The 14,708-nt window shown below is 69.9% G+C and carries 15 protein-coding genes; 7 read left to right on the top strand and 8 right to left on the bottom strand.

All coding sequences use genetic code 11. The annotated features are described in order from the left end of the window. Both A5697_RS02165 and A5697_RS02170 read right to left on the bottom strand, forming a co-directional pair. Positions 1–655, bottom strand: a 655-nt coding sequence (locus A5697_RS02165) for an FAD-dependent oxidoreductase (RefSeq protein WP_156673070.1), incomplete at its 3' end; no start/stop codon positions are given. Next, the gene (locus A5697_RS02170) at positions 652–1,227 is read right to left on the bottom strand and encodes a TetR/AcrR family transcriptional regulator (protein ID WP_068007596.1); all 576 of its coding nucleotides are present in this window, start codon (positions 1,225–1,227) and stop codon (positions 652–654) included. The genes A5697_RS02165 and A5697_RS02170, both read right to left, overlap by 4 nt. Positions 1,228–1,274: 47 nt before the next feature. Between A5697_RS02170 and A5697_RS02175 the strand changes: the two genes are divergently transcribed. After that, positions 1,275–2,855, top strand: coding sequence for an FAD-binding oxidoreductase (locus A5697_RS02175; RefSeq protein WP_369806037.1), 1,581 nt, complete (start codon positions 1,275–1,277; stop codon positions 2,853–2,855). Beyond that, the gene (locus A5697_RS02180; protein WP_068007601.1) at positions 2,852–3,769 is read left to right on the top strand and encodes a diacylglycerol kinase; all 918 of its coding nucleotides are present in this window, start codon (positions 2,852–2,854) and stop codon (positions 3,767–3,769) included. The genes A5697_RS02175 and A5697_RS02180 overlap by 4 nt, the downstream gene beginning before the upstream one ends. 66 nt (positions 3,770–3,835) lie before the next feature. On the opposite strand, the gene A5697_RS02185 is transcribed toward A5697_RS02180, so the two are convergent. The 3 genes from A5697_RS02185 to A5697_RS02195 all read right to left on the bottom strand — a co-directional run bounded on the left by A5697_RS02185 (position 3,836) and on the right by A5697_RS02195 (position 6,374). Next, positions 3,836–4,348: a DUF3145 domain-containing protein gene (locus A5697_RS02185; protein WP_055405156.1), complete on the bottom strand. Its 513-nt coding sequence runs from the start codon at positions 4,346–4,348 to the stop codon at positions 3,836–3,838. Between the two features lie 140 nt (positions 4,349–4,488). Continuing rightward, the gene (locus tag A5697_RS02190; protein WP_068007604.1) at positions 4,489–5,316 is read right to left on the bottom strand and encodes a serine hydrolase; all 828 of its coding nucleotides are present in this window, start codon (positions 5,314–5,316) and stop codon (positions 4,489–4,491) included. Then, entirely contained in the window at positions 5,316–6,374 is a 1,059-nt protein-coding gene (locus tag A5697_RS02195) for a class I SAM-dependent methyltransferase (protein WP_068007607.1), read from the bottom strand. Before A5697_RS02195 ends, A5697_RS02190 begins: the two co-directional genes overlap by 1 nt. Before the next feature lie 32 nt (positions 6,375–6,406). Here A5697_RS02195 and A5697_RS02200 point away from each other — a divergent pair, with 32 nt between their 5' ends. Together A5697_RS02200 and A5697_RS02205 are read left to right on the top strand one after the other, a co-directional pair. Continuing rightward, positions 6,407–7,492 carry an S-(hydroxymethyl)mycothiol dehydrogenase gene (locus tag A5697_RS02200; protein ID WP_067947373.1) on the top strand — a complete coding sequence of 362 codons (1,086 nt, stop codon included), beginning with the start codon at positions 6,407–6,409 and terminating at the stop codon, positions 7,490–7,492. After that, complete coding sequence (locus A5697_RS02205; RefSeq protein ID WP_068007610.1) at positions 7,492–8,115, top strand: MBL fold metallo-hydrolase; 624 nt, start codon at positions 7,492–7,494, stop codon at positions 8,113–8,115. The genes A5697_RS02200 and A5697_RS02205 overlap by 1 nt, the downstream gene beginning before the upstream one ends. A gap of 167 nt (positions 8,116–8,282) precedes the next feature. On the opposite strand, the gene A5697_RS02210 is transcribed toward A5697_RS02205, so the two are convergent. Together A5697_RS02210 and lnt are read right to left on the bottom strand one after the other, a co-directional pair. Continuing rightward, a complete protein-coding gene (locus tag A5697_RS02210) occupies positions 8,283–8,855 on the bottom strand; it encodes a hypothetical protein (RefSeq protein WP_068007613.1) in 573 nt (190 codons plus the stop codon). Beyond that, positions 8,852–10,297 (bottom strand): apolipoprotein N-acyltransferase, encoded by a 1,446-nt coding sequence (gene lnt / locus A5697_RS02215; RefSeq protein WP_068007796.1) that lies wholly within the window; start codon positions 10,295–10,297, stop codon positions 8,852–8,854. Before lnt ends, A5697_RS02210 begins: the two co-directional genes overlap by 4 nt. 86 nt (positions 10,298–10,383) lie before the next feature. Here lnt and A5697_RS02220 point away from each other — a divergent pair, with 86 nt between their 5' ends. From A5697_RS02220 to A5697_RS02230, 3 genes are all read left to right on the top strand, one after another. Beyond that, complete coding sequence (locus tag A5697_RS02220; RefSeq protein WP_068007616.1) at positions 10,384–11,340, top strand: SDR family oxidoreductase; 957 nt, start codon at positions 10,384–10,386, stop codon at positions 11,338–11,340. Between the two features lie 16 nt (positions 11,341–11,356). Next, positions 11,357–12,451 carry an SAM-dependent methyltransferase gene (locus A5697_RS02225; protein ID WP_068007619.1) on the top strand — a complete coding sequence of 365 codons (1,095 nt, stop codon included), beginning with the start codon at positions 11,357–11,359 and terminating at the stop codon, positions 12,449–12,451. A 73-nt stretch (positions 12,452–12,524) separates the two neighbouring features. Beyond that, on the top strand, positions 12,525–12,929 hold the full coding sequence (locus tag A5697_RS02230; RefSeq protein WP_068007621.1) for a hypothetical protein: 405 nt from the start codon (positions 12,525–12,527) through the stop codon (positions 12,927–12,929). Position 12,930: 1 nt separating this feature from the next. Here the strand turns inward: A5697_RS02230 and A5697_RS02235 are convergent, their stop codons facing one another. Next, positions 12,931–14,703, bottom strand: a complete 1,773-nt coding sequence (locus A5697_RS02235) for an Hsp70 family protein (RefSeq protein ID WP_068007624.1) — start codon at positions 14,701–14,703, stop codon at positions 12,931–12,933. Positions 14,704–14,708: the final 5 nt, after the last annotated feature.

Raw genomic sequence — 14,708 nt, forward strand, 5'->3', positions numbered from 1 at the left:
TCAGCCGCACCGAGGTGCCGGTGGCCCTCGAGGCCGCCACGTAGGTCAGGATCCGCGCGCCGTGCTGCGCCGCGGTCCGCGCGACCGCGGTGACCAGCCGGGCGTCGTCGATCAACTGACCGTCGTAGGCCAGCAGGCCGCCGTCCAGGCCGTCACGCCGAACGGTGGGCGCCATCTGCACGACGCGGTCGGGCCCGATTCGGCGCGACCGGGGCAGCGTCGACGACGACGTGCCCGCGAGCATCCGCAACGCGTCGCCGGCCACGAACCCCGCACGCACCAACGCGCGCTTGCCCCGGCCCATGGACGGCAGCAGCGGAACCAGTTGCGGCATCGCATGAACGAGATGAGGGGCATTGCGGCTCATCAGGATTCCGCGTTCGATGGCGCTGCGCCGGGCGATCCCCACGTTGCCGGTCGCCAGGTACCGCAGGCCGCCGTGCACCAGCTTGGAACTCCAGCGGCTGGTGCCGAAGGCCAGGTCGTGCTTTTCCACCAGCGCCACCCGCAATCCGCGCGACGCGGCGTCCAAAGCGATGCCGGCGCCGGTGATGCCGCCGCCGATCACGATGACGTCCAGCGGTTCGCCGTCGGCCAGTGCCGTCAGGTCGGCCGTGCGGCGGGCGGCGTTGAGCGCGGTGGGGTCGGGTATCACGACAGGTACCCGTTCAGCGAGTAGGCGAGTTCGCCGGCCAGCGTTTCGGCGTCCAGGAGCGGTTCGACGATCTGCGCCGACTGAATGGTCGACTGGGCGATCAGCAACACCATGGTCGCCATTTGGACCGGGTCACCGGCGCGCACGCTGCCGTTGCGCTGGGCGACTCGCAGCCGGGCGGCGAGGGCGTCGATCAGCATGTGCTGACTGGTCCCGAGGCGCTCGGTGATGTAGATCGGCGCGAGCTCGGAATGCAGCACGGACATCACGAGCCGGTCCTGGCGCAACAGGTTGGCCACCGTAACGATCTGTCGCACAAGCGATTCCCGGTCGTCACCGAGCAGGGGCGCGTCCCGCATCACCTCCGTGACGTGCCGGGTCAACAGCGCCGCCACGATCGATTGGGTGTCCGGCCAACGCCGGTACACGGTCGGCCTGCTGACGCCCGCCCGCCGGGCGATCTCGGCCAGGGTCACACGGTCTACCCCGAAATCGACCACACAGCTGGCCGCCGCCGCGAGGATGCGCTCTCCCGTGTCCACCGGCGCTTGAGCGTTACTGATTGACAGCATGTGTAATACTGTAACGCATGACGCAACCCGAGCGCCTCCTGCCCCCGATGAAATGGAACGCGTGGGGAGATCCCGCGGCGGCCAAGCCGCTCTCCGAGGGGATCAGGGCGCTGCTGAAACAGGCTGTGGGCGTGCAGGATTCCGCCGCTGCCGAACTCGAACTCGATCAGGTGCGCGTGCGCCCGTCGGCGTTGTCGCAGGCGCATCGCGACGCGCTGGCCGAGCTCGTCGGAGCCGCATATTGCCGTACCGACGACCGGGATCGGCTGCTGCACGCCGGCGGCAAGTCCACGATCGACCTGCTGCGCCGCAAGGACGCGGGCGTGCAGGACGCGCCCGACGCCATCCTGCTGCCGGGTGACGAGGATGCCGTCGCCACGATCCTGCGCTACTGCTCCCACCACCGCATCGCCGTCGTTCCTTTCGGCGGCGGCACCAGCGTGGTCGGCGGTTTGGATCCCATTCGCGGTGAGTTCCCAGCCGTGGTGTCCCTCGACCTGCGCCGCCTCGATCGGCTGATCTCCCTCGACGAAGTGTCCGGCCAGGCCGTTTTCGAAGCCGGCGTCACCGGTCCGGACGCGGAGCGTTTGCTTGGCGCCCAAGGCTTTTCGCTCGGGCATTTTCCGCAGAGCTTCGAATACGCGACCATCGGCGGTTTCGCCGCGACCCGCTCGTCCGGGCAGGACTCGGCGGGCTACGGCCGGTTCAACGACATGGTGCGCGGCCTGCGCGTCGTGACCCCGGTGGGCACCATGGACCTGGGCCGCGCCCCCGAGTCCGCCGCCGGCCCCGACCTGCGCCAGCTGATGATCGGCTCCGAGGGCGCCTTCGGCGTCATCACCCAGGTGCGGCTGCGCGTGCACCGCGCCCCGGAGGCCGTTCGCCACGAAGCGTGGTCGTTCCCCGATTTCGAGACCGGGGCCGCCGCCGTGCGCGCCGTCACCCAGACTGCCACCGGCCCCACCGTCATCCGGCTTTCCGACGAGGCCGAGACGGGAGTCAACCTGGCCACCACCGAGTCGATCGGCGAAAGTCAGATCACCGGCGGCTGCCTGGCGATCACGGTGTTCGAGGGCACCGAGGAGCACGTCGAGAGCCGGCACGCCGAAACCAGCGCCCTGCTGGCGGCGCACGGCGCAACGTCGCTGGGCGCAGCGCCGGCGCGGGCGTGGGAACACGGCCGGTACGGCGCGCCGTATCTGCGCGATTCGCTGCTCTCGGCGGGCGCGCTCTGCGAGACGCTGGAGACCGCCACCGACTGGTCCAATATTTCCGCGCTCAAAGCCGCTGTAACGCAAGCCCTCACCGAGGCGCTGGCCGAGACCGGCACACCGGCGCTGGTGATGTGCCACATCTCGCACGTCTACCCCACCGGTGCTTCGTTGTACTTCACCGTCGTCGCCGGCCAGCGCGGCAACCCGATCGAACAATGGAAGGCCGCGAAAAGGGCGGCGTGCGACGCGATCATGGCCACCGGCGGCACGATCACCCACCACCACGCGGTCGGCGCCGACCACCGGCCCTGGATGGCCGACGAGGTTGGCGAGCTGGGGGTGCAAGTCTTACGCGCGGTCAAGGCGACCCTGGACCCGGCCGGAATCCTCAACCCCGGCAAGCTGATTCCATGAACCGGCGCGAGGTCGCGAAAGTGATCGCGCTGACCAATCCCGTCTCGGGGCACGGCGCCGCGATCCGGGCGGCGGAGCGGGCGATCGCGCGGCTGCACCACCACGGCGTCGAGGTCGTCGAGATCATCGGCGACGACGCGCAAGACGCGCGCTACCTGGTGAGCGCGGCACTGGAAAAGGGCGCCGACGCGGTGATGGTGACCGGCGGCGACGGCGTCGTCTCCAACGCGCTGCAAGTGCTCGCGGGCACCGACATCCCTATCGGCATCGTGGCGGCGGGAACGGGTAACGACCACGCTCGCGAATTCGGGCTCCCCACAAAGGATCCGGAAGCAGCCGCGGACATCATCGTCGACGGCTGCACGGAAACCATCGACCTGGGCCGGATCCGCGGCGAAAGCGGCGTCGACAAGTGGTTCGGCACCGTGGCGGCCACCGGATTCGACTCCCTGGTGACCGACCGGGCCAACCGGATGACCTGGCCGGACGGGCGGTTGCGGTACTACCTCGCGATGCTCGCCGAGCTATCGCAGTTGCGGCTGTTGCCGTTTCGCATGGTGCTGGACGGGACGCGAGAGATCGACGCCGACATGACGCTGGCCGCCTTCGGCAACACCCGCAGCTATGGCGGGGGCATGCTGATCTGTCCCCACGCCGATCACACCGACGGCCTGCTCGACATCACCATGGTGCACTCCGCGTCGCGGACGAAGCTGGTCCGCCTGTTCCCCACCGTGATGAAAGGCACCCACGTCAATCTCTCGGAGGTGAGCACGACGCGGGCCAAGTCCGTGCACATCGAGTGCCCGGGCATCAACGTCTACGCCGACGGCGACTTCGCCTGCCCGCTGCCCGCGGAGATCAGCGCGGTTCCGGGCGCGCTACAGGTTTTACGCCGAGCCGACGACCAATAGCAGCTCGCGGAATTTGATATCGCCCGCGATATCAAATTCGGCGGTCGCTCAATGGTCTCCGGAGAGCTAGCCGACTCCCCGGCTGAGCCAGGTCACCTCGCCGACCTCGCCGCCGTCGCGGTACGCCTCGAGGGCGTCGTCCCAAGCCGTTCCCAGGACCGTGTCCAGCTCGGCGGCCAGGGTGTCGGCGCCCTGCGCCATCAGCGCCCGCAGCCGCATCTCCCCGACCATGACGTCGCCGTTGGCGCTCATCGCCCCGCTCCACAGGCCGAGCTGCGGGGTGTGGCTGAACCGCTGGCCGTCCACTCCGGGGCTGGGGTCCTCGGTGACCTCGAACCGCAGCACGGACCAGGAGCGCAGGGCATTGGCCAGCCTGGCGCCGGTGCCGACCGGTCCGACCCAGTTGGTGACTGCGCGCAGTTGTCCGGGCATGGCCGGCTGCGGCGTCCACGTGAGGTTCGCCTTCGCCCCAAGGGTCGACGACAACGCCCACTCGACATGCGGGCATACCGCTGCCGGCGAGGCGTGCACGTACACCACGCCCGTGGTGACGTCGGCGAATTGATTCGACGCACGCATATCCTGCTCCTTCGGTTCCGCGAGGGACGTCTTCCCCAACGACCTGGCGGACCTACAAGCAGGATCTGCTAACTATTTTGTGTGTCGTGCGTGTCTATTGTGCCTTGTGATACCCGTGTTGCGCTAGTGTGCATTTTCCATCAGCCGAATTCGGCTATCACGGCATCGGAAATCGCCGGCCAGGGCCGCAGCGCCCACTCCCCGAAATCGCGGTTGGTAAGGGCCACCAGCGCCAGGTCACGTTCGGGATCTGCCCAGATGAAACCGCCCGACTGGCCGAAATGGCCGTACGTTCGCGGCGAGTTGCGGGCGCCGGTCCAGTGCGGCGATTTGGCGTCCCTGATCTCGAAACCCAGCCCCCAGTCGTTGGGCCGCTGCACGCCGTAGCCGGGCAACACACCGTCCAGACCGGGAAATTGCACCGTGGTCGCCTCGGCGTGCAGTTCGGCCGACACGGTGGACGGGCGCAGCAGGTCGACGGCGAAAGCCGCCAGGTCCGCCACCGTCGACGTGGCCCCGAATCCCGCGGCCGGCGCGCCGCCGTCCAGCCGGGTGGCGGCCATGCCCAGCGGTTCGCAGACCGCTTCGGCCAGGTAGCGGCCGAACTCGATGCCGGATTCGCGCTCGACGACCTGGGCCAGCACGGTGAAGCCGTGGTTGGAGTAGATGCGCCGCGCTCCCGGGGCGGCCAGCACGTGATCGTTGTGCAGGGCCAGGCCTGACGCGTGCGCCAGCAGGTGGCGGATCGTGGCGCCCGGCGGGCCGGCGGCGGTGTCCAGGTCGACGACACCCTCTTCGACGGCCACGTGCACGGCGCGGGCCACCAGCGGCTTGGTCACCGAGGCCAGCTCGAACACCCGCTCGGTATCCCCGTGGGCGGCCAGCACCCCATCGGGTCCGATCACCGCCGCGGCGGCGGCCTCGACCGGCCAATCGGCTACGGCCTCAAGGGCGTCGTGGCCGCGCATCACTTCCGAGCGATGTAGTAGTTGTTGATCGGGTCCGACTCGATCTCGGCCACCCGGACGTCGTCGAACCCGGCCTCGCCGAGCATCGCGGTGGCCAGCTGTGTCCCCCAGGCGGTGCCCAGCCCCGCGCCGTCCAGCGCCAGCGACACAGTCATGCAGTGCATCAGCGACGTGGTGTACAGGTAGGTGCTCATCGGGATGCCGACGTTGTCCTCGAGCCGGCTCGACGCCTTGATGTCGGCCATCAGCAGCACGCCGCCGGGCCGCAGGGCGCGGTGGATGTTCTCCAGCACCCGCGCCGGGTGGGCCTGGTCGTGGATGGCGTCGAACACCGTGATGACGTCGTAGGCGTCCCGCCTGTCCAGCTCCGCCAGGTTGTGGCTCTCGAAGGTCGCGTTCGCCAAGCCGAGGTCAGTCGCCTCGCGGGCGCCGACGGCGATCGCCTCGTCGGAGAAGTCGATGCCGGTGAAGCGGCTGGCCGGGAACGCCCGCGCCATCACGTTGACCGCATGCCCGCTGCCGCAGCCGAAGTCCGCCACGTCGGCGCCCGAGCGCAGGCGCTCGACGAGGCCGTCGACCAGCGGCAGCACCACATCGACCAACGCGTTGTCGTAGACCACGCCGCTCTGCTCGGCCATCAGCGCGTGGAACCGGGGGAACTCGCTGTAGTGCAGGCCGCCGCCCTCGCGGAAGCAATCGATGATCTTCTGTTCGACTTCGGCGAGCTGCGGGACGAACAGGGCCACCAGGGCCAGGTTGTCCGGCCCGGCGGCACGGGTCAGCACGCCGGCGCGGTGCGCGGGCAGCGAGTAGGTGGCGGAGTCGGGGTCGTAGTCGACGACGCGCCCGGTCGTCATGCCCGCCAGCCACTCGCGCACGTAGCGCTCGTTGAGACCGGCCGCTTCGGCGATCTGCGCGCTGGTTGCTGCGGCCAGCCCCGCCATCGTGTCAAGCAGCCCGGTCTGGTGCCCGATGCTCAGCAACAGCGTCAGGCTGGCGCCGTCGATGGCCGCGGCGATTCGTCCGGCGAATTCCTCACCTGTCTCGGCTGCCGTCATGCTCAGCGACGGTACACCGTAGGTTGGTGGCCATGAGTCAGACAGTGCGCGGCGTGATTTCACGAAAAAAGGGCGAGCCCGTCGAGCTGGTGGACATCGTCGTCCCGGACCCCGGACCGGGCGAGGCCCTGGTGGACATCATCGCCTGCGGGGTGTGCCACACCGACCTGACTTACCGCGAGGGCGGCATCAACGACGAATACCCCTTCCTGCTCGGCCACGAGGCCGCCGGCCGGGTCGAGGCGGTCGGTCCCGGCGTGACCGCGGTCGAGCCCGGTGACTTCGTCATCCTGAACTGGCGCGCGGTCTGCGGTCAGTGCCGCGCCTGCAAGCGCGGCCGCCCGCACCTGTGCTTCGACACCTTCAACGCCGCGCAGAAGATGACGCTGACCGACGGCACGGAGCTGACGCCCGCACTGGGCATCGGGGCATTCGCCGACAAGACGCTGGTGCACGCCGGCCAGTGCACCAAGGTCGATCCCGCCGCCGACCCCGCCGTCGCGGGCCTGCTCGGCTGCGGGGTGATGGCCGGCATCGGCGCGGCGATCAACACCGGCGGCGTCACCCGCGACGATACGGTCGCGGTGATCGGCTGCGGCGGCGTCGGCGATGCCGCGATCGCCGGTGCCGCGCTGGTCGGCGCCCGGCGCATCATCGCCGTCGACACCGACGACACCAAGCTGGACTGGGCCCGCAAGTTCGGCGCCACCCACACCATCAACGCCCGCCAGGCCGACGTCGTGGAGGCGATCCAGGACCTCACCGACGGGTTCGGTGTCAACGTCGCGATCGACGCCGTCGGCCGGCCCGAAACCTGGAAGCAGGCCTTCTACGCCCGCGACCTCGCGGGAACCGTTGTGCTGGTGGGTGTTCCGACGCCCGACATGAAGCTCGACATGCCGCTGATCGACTTCTTCTCGCACGGCGGGTCGCTGAAGTCGTCGTGGTACGGCGATTGCCTGCCCGAACGCGACTTTCCCACCCTGATCGACCTCTACCTGCAGGGCCGGCTGCCCCTGGAGAAGTTTGTCTCCGAGCGAATCGGGCTAGACGACGTCGAGGAGGCTTTTCACAAGATGCACGGCGGCAAGGTGTTGCGTTCGGTGGTGATGCTCTGATGGTCCAGATTCAGAAGGTGGTCACCCACGGCACCTTCGAACTCGACGGCGGCAGTTGGGAAGTCGACAACAACATCTGGCTGATCGGCGACAACTCGAATGTGGTGGTCTTCGACGCCGCCCACGACGCGGCACCGATCGTCGAGGCCGTGGACGGCAGGCACGTGGTCGCGATCGTCTGCACCCACGGCCACAACGACCACGTGACGGTCGCGCCGGAACTCGGCAAGACCCTCGACGCGCCGGTTCTCCTGCATCCCGCCGACGAAGTGCTGTGGCGAATGACCCATCCGGACAACGACTTTCGTTCGCTGGCCGATGGCGAAACGCTGAGCGTAGGAGGGACCGAGCTACGGGCGCTGCACACCCCGGGCCACTCCCCGGGTTCTGTGTGTTGGTATTCGCATGACCTGGGCGTCGTGTTCAGCGGCGACACGCTGTTCGCCGGCGGCCCGGGCGCGACCGGCCGTTCGTATTCGGACTTTCCGACGATCCTGCAGTCCATCTCCGAGCGGCTGGGCAAGCTGCCCGGCGAGACGGTGGTGCACACCGGCCACGGCGACAGCACCACCATCGGCGACGAGATCGTCCACTACGAGGAGTGGGTGGCCCGCGGCCACTGAGCCACGCCCGGCCCGCGCGGCCCGCCCGGCCCGCGGGGCCACGCCCGGCCCGTGCCGCCACATCCGCCACACCGGCACCAGTCCCGGACCACCATGCGGTCGCCGTTTTTGATATCGCGGGTGATATCAAAAACGAGAGTCACCGATTCGTTCGAGACCCGCGCCCGTCACGGCCGCGGCAGATTGGCCGCCACCACCGCCTGGCGGCGGGTGCGCGCCAGCCACACCCCGGACAGCGCCGAACCGGCCAGCCCCACCACGAACAGCCCGACGAACAACCACACCGCGAAGCCGGCGGAAGTCTTGTGCCCGAAGGCCAATCGCGGGTCGATATAGCCGTTCACCTGGCCGTCGGTGGTGATGTTGTAGGTGCCGCTGGCCGCGATCCGAGCGACCCACACCCGCACGTGCGCATCGTTGTTGACCGTCGTCGTGGTCCCGATGCTTTCGGTCAACACGGGCTGCGTGACGCCGTCGGGCGGCGCGAGGGTGACCCCCAGCGGAGGCACCGGCAGTCCGCGGTCGGGGCTGCTGATGACGACGGTGTGCAGGCTGACGGTGACGTCACCGGCGGGCAGGTAGAGGGTGCCCGAGCCGGGGACGGGCACCTCCCCGTAGGCGTTGTACTTGTCCAGAAAGAACGCGTTGAGCACCAGGGCGACGATGAAGCCGCCGACCGACACGACCATCAGCGCGACTGCGCCGGCCAGCGATATCTTGGCGAGCCGCATGCTGTTCATCCGAGCAGTGTGGCACCGCGGACGGGGCGCTGCCAGCGCACCAGCGCAAAGCCGAGGACGACGAAGGCCAGCATCGGCACCCAGTCCCCCAGCCGCTGGTAGGGCGTGACGCGCGATCCCAGCGGCACGCTCACCACGGTCACCCCCCGAAAGCCCGACGGGCACCACGCCAGCCGGTGGCCGCGCGCGTCGAAGGCCGAGCTGTCGCCGGACAATCCGGCGTGTACGGCCGGGCGGCCCGCCTCGACGGCGCGCACCGCCACCTGGGCGGCCAGCTGCGGCTGCGCCCAAGTCCCCTGGTATGACGACGTGGAGCTCTGATACACCAGCAGCTCCGCACCGAGTTGCGCCTCCCGGCGGGCCAGGTCGGAGAACAGGGTCTCGTAGCTGACCAACGGGCCGATCCCCAGGGCGCCGGCGTGCAACACGACGGGCCCTGTCCCGCGTTGCCGATCCTCGGCCGCGGCCCTGCTGTGACGGGTGATCCAGCCGAAAACCGGTCGCAGCGGGACGTATTCGCCGAACGGCACCAGCCGGGTCTTCCGGTACGTGCCCAACGGTCCGCCCGGCCCGATCAGCACCGCCGACTTGTAGATCCCGCCGCCGGGCGCGGGCGCATCGACGTTGACCAAGAGGTCCGCCCCCACCCGCCGCGACAGCTCGGCGAGCCGCGCCAAGACCTCCGGGTGACCGGCAAGATCGGAGCCCACGCTGCTTTCCCCCCATACCACGAGGTCCGGCCGCTGACCCGCGACCGACGCGGTGAGCTCCTCGCTCGCGGCCTGGCGCGCGCCGGAGTCGGCGATGTCGCCGGGCTGGACCAGCGCCACCCGCACCGTGGCGCCGCCGGCGGGCGACAGGCCCAGCAGGTACCAGGCCGGGCCGATAGCCGCACAGGCCGCCGCGCACCCCAGCGCGACCAGCCGGCCCGACACGTCACGGTGCACCAACGCACCGACCAGAGCCGTATTAGCCGCCACGACAAGGAAACTCGTCAACCACACCCCGCCCAGCGACGCCGACGCCAGCGTGCCGGGCTGAGCGGATTGCGACGCGCCCAGTGACGCCCATGACCCACCGAACGGTGGCCAGGACCGCACGGCCTCGCCCGCCACCCACGCGCTGGGCAACACCACCATGGCGGCGGCCGTGCGCCGCGGGCTGACCGGCCCGGACAGCAACCGGTGCGCCAACCACCCCCACGGCAGCCAGAGCAATCCGAAGCCGGCGGCCATCACCGCGAGCAACGGGCCGGCGAACGTCACCAGCCAGTACTCGGTGGCCAGCACGAATCCGGCGACGCCGAACCAGGCCCGCACGCACGCATCCCATCCGGAAGGTGCGGCCCGCACCAACAGCAGCAGCGGCACCAGGCCGAACCAGGCCAGCCACCACCACGACGGTGCGGGAAAGGAGAGCGCGGGCAGCGCGCCGACGGCCAACGCGGCCGCCCAGCCACGGATGCGCTGCCGACGAGCCGACACAAAGAGCACACTATGACGGGGCGCACACGAAGGGAGCGATACGCATGGCCAACGATCTTGTCGCCACGGTGCCCGACCTGTCGGGCAAGCTGGCAATCGTCACCGGCGCCAACAGCGGCCTCGGGTTCGGCCTGGCCCGGCGGCTCGCGGCCGCCGGCGCCGACGTCGTGATGGCGATCCGCAACCGCGGCAAAGGGGAAAAGGCGATCGCGCAAATCCGCGACACGGTCCCCGACGCCAAGGTCACCATCAAGTCGCTGGACCTGTCGTCGCTGGCCTCGGTCGCCGCGCTGGGCGAACAACTCAACGCCGAGGGCCGCCCGATCGACATCCTGATCAACAACGCCGGCGTCATGACGCCGCCCGAACGCGACACCACCGCCGACGGTTTCGAATTGCAGTTCGGCAGCAACCATCTCGGGCACTTCGCCCTGACCGGGCACGTGCTGCCGCTGCTGCGCGCGGCGGGCGAGGCGCGCGTCGTCTCGCTGAGCAGCCTGGCCGCCCGCCAAAGCGGCAAGATCCACTTCGACGACCCGCAGTTTGAGAAGTCCTACGCGGCCATGTCGGCCTACGGCCAGTCGAAGCTGGCGGTGCTGATGTTCGCCCTCGAGCTGGATCGGCGCAGCCGGGCGACCGGCTGGGGCATCATGTCCAACGCCGCGCACCCCGGCCTGACCAAGACCAACCTGCAGATCGCCGGACCCTCGCACGGGCGGGAAAAGCCCGCGCTGATGGAGCGGCTGTACAAGGCGTCCTGGCGCTTCACACCGTTTTTGTGGCAGGAGATCGACGAGGGCATCCTCCCGGCGCTCTACGCCGCCGCGGCGCCGCACGCCCAGGGCGGCGCGTTCTACGGCCCCCGCGGCTTCTACGAGGCCGCCGGCGGCGGGGTCCGGCTGGCCAAGGTGCCCGAGCGGGCCCGCAACGAGGCTGACTGCCAACGACTTTGGGAGCTTTCCGAGCAGCTCACCGGCGTCAGCTACCCGAAGCCGACCTGACGACTATCGTTGGGCCATGCGGCCAGAGCCTCGGATGCCCGAATCGAGCATTGTGGTTCGGCCGGAGCCCGTTTACACCCAGTCGTCGCGGCTGCAGGCCGCCGGGTTGGGCCCGGCCATCGCGTTGTTCGAGCGGGCGGCCGAGCAGGTGCCGCTGCCCAAGCCCCCGCAGCCCATCGTCATCGCCGACTACGGCGCCGCCAACGGGCACAATTCGCTCAAGCCGATGTCGGCGGCGATCGCGATCCTGCGTCGGCGCACCCGGCATGACCACGCAATCCTGGTGGCGCACACCGACATTCCGGACAACGACTTCTCGGCGCTGTTTCACACCCTGTCCGACGACCCGGAGAGCTACCTGCACCTGGACGCGGCGACGTTCGCGTCGTCGATCGGCCGTTCGTTCTACGACCAGATCGTGCCGTCCAAGACGGTCAACCTGGGCTGGTCGTCGTGGGCGGCGCAGTGGCTGAGCACGATGCCCGCCGAGGTGCACGATCACCTGCACATCTCCTACAGCCACGACGACGCGGCGCGCGCGGCATACGCCGACCGGGCGGCCCTGGACTGGCACAACTTCGTGGCCTTTCGCGGCCGCGAACTGGCCCCCGACGGGCGGCTGGTGGTGATGACGATCGCCCTCGACGAGGACGGCACATCGGGGTTCCCGACGCTGCTCGACGCGATGCTTACGGCGCTGGGTCAACAGGTCCGCGACGGCCTGCTGCGCCAGGAAGAGCTGCGGCGGATGACCATTCCCACATTTGCCCGCAGCGAGAAGGACTTTCGCGCCCCGTTCGCGCCCACCGGGCGCTTCGAGGGCCTGACCATCGACCATCTCGAGACGTTCAACGCCGAGGACCGATTCTGGGTTCGGTTCCAGGCCGACCGCGACGCCGAGACGTTCGGCGCGCAGTGGGCGGCCTTCGCCCGCGCGGCGCTGTTCCCCGCGCTGGTGCGCGGGCTGGATGACGGGGTGCGCGACGCTCGGGCCGGCGAATTCGTCGAGCAACTTCAGGGCGCGGTCGCGGCGCAACTGTCAAGCGCACCCGAGCCGATGCGGATTCCGCTTGCGCTGGTCGAGCTGGTCAAGCGCGAACGATTCGGCTGATGAGAGTTTCGACACAACGCCACAGCGGGTAACCCGTGCAAATCGCGACCTGCGATTGCGAGGGGGTAGATGCATGAGCGTGCAGGACGATAAGTCGGCCGACCAGCACACCGATCAGGATCAGGAACCCGATCAGGACACCGATCAAAAGCTGACGGAAAAGCCAGAGCCGGACGAGGACGACAAAAAGAAGGCCGCCGAGATGATGGAGGCCTACAAGGAAAAGGCCACCATCGTGCTGCCCGGTACTGGTGGCAGCGTTTCGGGTACCGCCGTCAACGACTGGCTGGACGAGGACGGCAATCCCAGGCACGAAGTCCCGGACAATGCCGGTTCCGATGCCGGTTCCGATGAGCAAGCCAAAGGCGATGAGGGCCGCGACGAGGAAGCGCTGAAGGAGCAGATCGAGAAGGACAAGGCCCTCAACGAGAAGCTCAAAGAGGCCGCCAAAGCGGAGAACAAGGGCGAAAAGGACTGACCTACCGGGTCGTTCCCAGCTGAGGGCCCAATTGGGGGATCCCGCTGATGCCCAAGTCGCCCCCGATCCCCTGGATGATCTGATTGATCCGGTCCAGCCCCGGGATGGGTTCGTTCAGGCCGGGCACCGCCGGGATGGGCGGCACCTGCGGGATCGCCGGACGCACGGGCGCGGCAGCGAGCGGCGGTGCATGTTGAGGTTTCGCTGACGGGACGCTGGTCGACGGCGTCTCGGTCTGCGCGGGCGGGTTGGTGTCGGTCGTCGAGGGCGCCGGCGCCTCTTCGCTCGGCGGGGGCGCCTGAGCGGTCGCGGTGTTGGCCGGCGGCGCGGGCACCTGGCTGCTGGTCACGCCCGGCGCCGGGGTTGTCGCGGATTTGTTCGCCGAGGTCAGTCCGATCGTGACCGCGGTGCCGACCAGCGCCAGCGCCGCGGCGGCGCCGACGATACCCGCCATCACCGGCAGCCGGAACAGGCGGCGCTTGCGCTTCTCGCCAGCGGAATCGGCGGCGGGCTCGTCGGCGGGGGACGCCGCCTGGGAGGCGGTCGCCTGCGAATCGGATGCCACCTGCGCTTGCTTGCCGGTCTGCGACCACGCCTGCACGGCCGCGGCACCCGCGGTGGGCCAGGCGGGCGCCGCCTGCGCCGTCGCGGTCGCCTCGGGGGGCCTGCTGCCCGGGACGGCCCTTGCCGTCGCCGTGGCGGACGCGGCCGGCGCCGACGCCGTCGCGGCGCTCTCGCCGGGGCCGTGCGCCGCCCGGAGCGCGGCGCCGGTGGCCGCCGTCAGTTGCGGGCGCGGCGTGGTGATGACCGGGACGCGGAAGTACTGCGACAGCGTGGTGGTGATCGCGGGGATGTTCGCTCCGCCGCCGGCGGACACCACGGCGACCAGGTCCTGAATTCCGTTGCGCGCCAACGTGTTTTCCAACACGGCCACGAACCTGTCCAGCGGGGTGCGGATCGCCTCGTCGAGCTCGTCGCGGGTGACCCGCACTTCGCCGGTCAGCCCGTCGGTCAGCGTGGTCGCCGTGGTCGACGACAGCTCCTCTTTGGCGCTTCGGCATGCCGTGCGCAGCCGGCTCAGCGACCCGATCGCCACGGTGCCCGCGGGGTCGAAGCCGGCGGTGCTCGGCATGTCGGAGATGACGGCGCTCAGCAGCGCCTGGTCGATCAGGTCGCCGGAGAAATCGTGCAGGCGAACGGTCGGGGCCAGCGCCTGATAATCGCCGTCCGCGCGCATGAACGTGATGCTGGTGCCGCTGCCGCCGAAGTCGCACACCGCCACCGTCCCGCGGGCCGGTATGCCGGGGGTGGTTCGCACGGCCAGCAGCGTCGCCGCGGCGTCGGGAATCAGCATCAGCGGCCGCGCCCGGTTGGACCATTCGGCCACCGAACTCAGCGCGGCGCCCACCGCGTCGACCGCCGGGGACGGCCAGTGGGCGGGATAGGTGACGCCGACGCTCTCGGGCAGGGTGCGCCCGCCGGTCACGGCGTAGGCCAGCGCCCGCATCGCGTCGGCGATCAATTCCTCGCTGCGGTGCACCGAGCCGTCGGCCGCCACCACGCCGCGGGGATCGGAGATGCGGTTGACGAACCCGGTGATCACCAGGCCCGGCTGGTTGAGCCGCGGGTTTTCTGCGGGGATGCCGACCTCGGGCGCGCGCTCCGGATAGAGCGTCAGGACGGGCTTGCGGGTGATGGCCTGGCCCGCGGCGACCGCCGCCAGGTTGGTGGTGCCGATCGACAAGCCCAGCGCGGTCCCTGCTCCATCGGCCATCTGTC

The sequence above is a fragment of the Mycobacterium sp. E3251 genome, assembly GCF_001666835.1.
In the GTDB taxonomy this organism is placed as follows: Bacteria; Actinomycetota; Actinomycetes; order Mycobacteriales; family Mycobacteriaceae; genus Mycobacterium.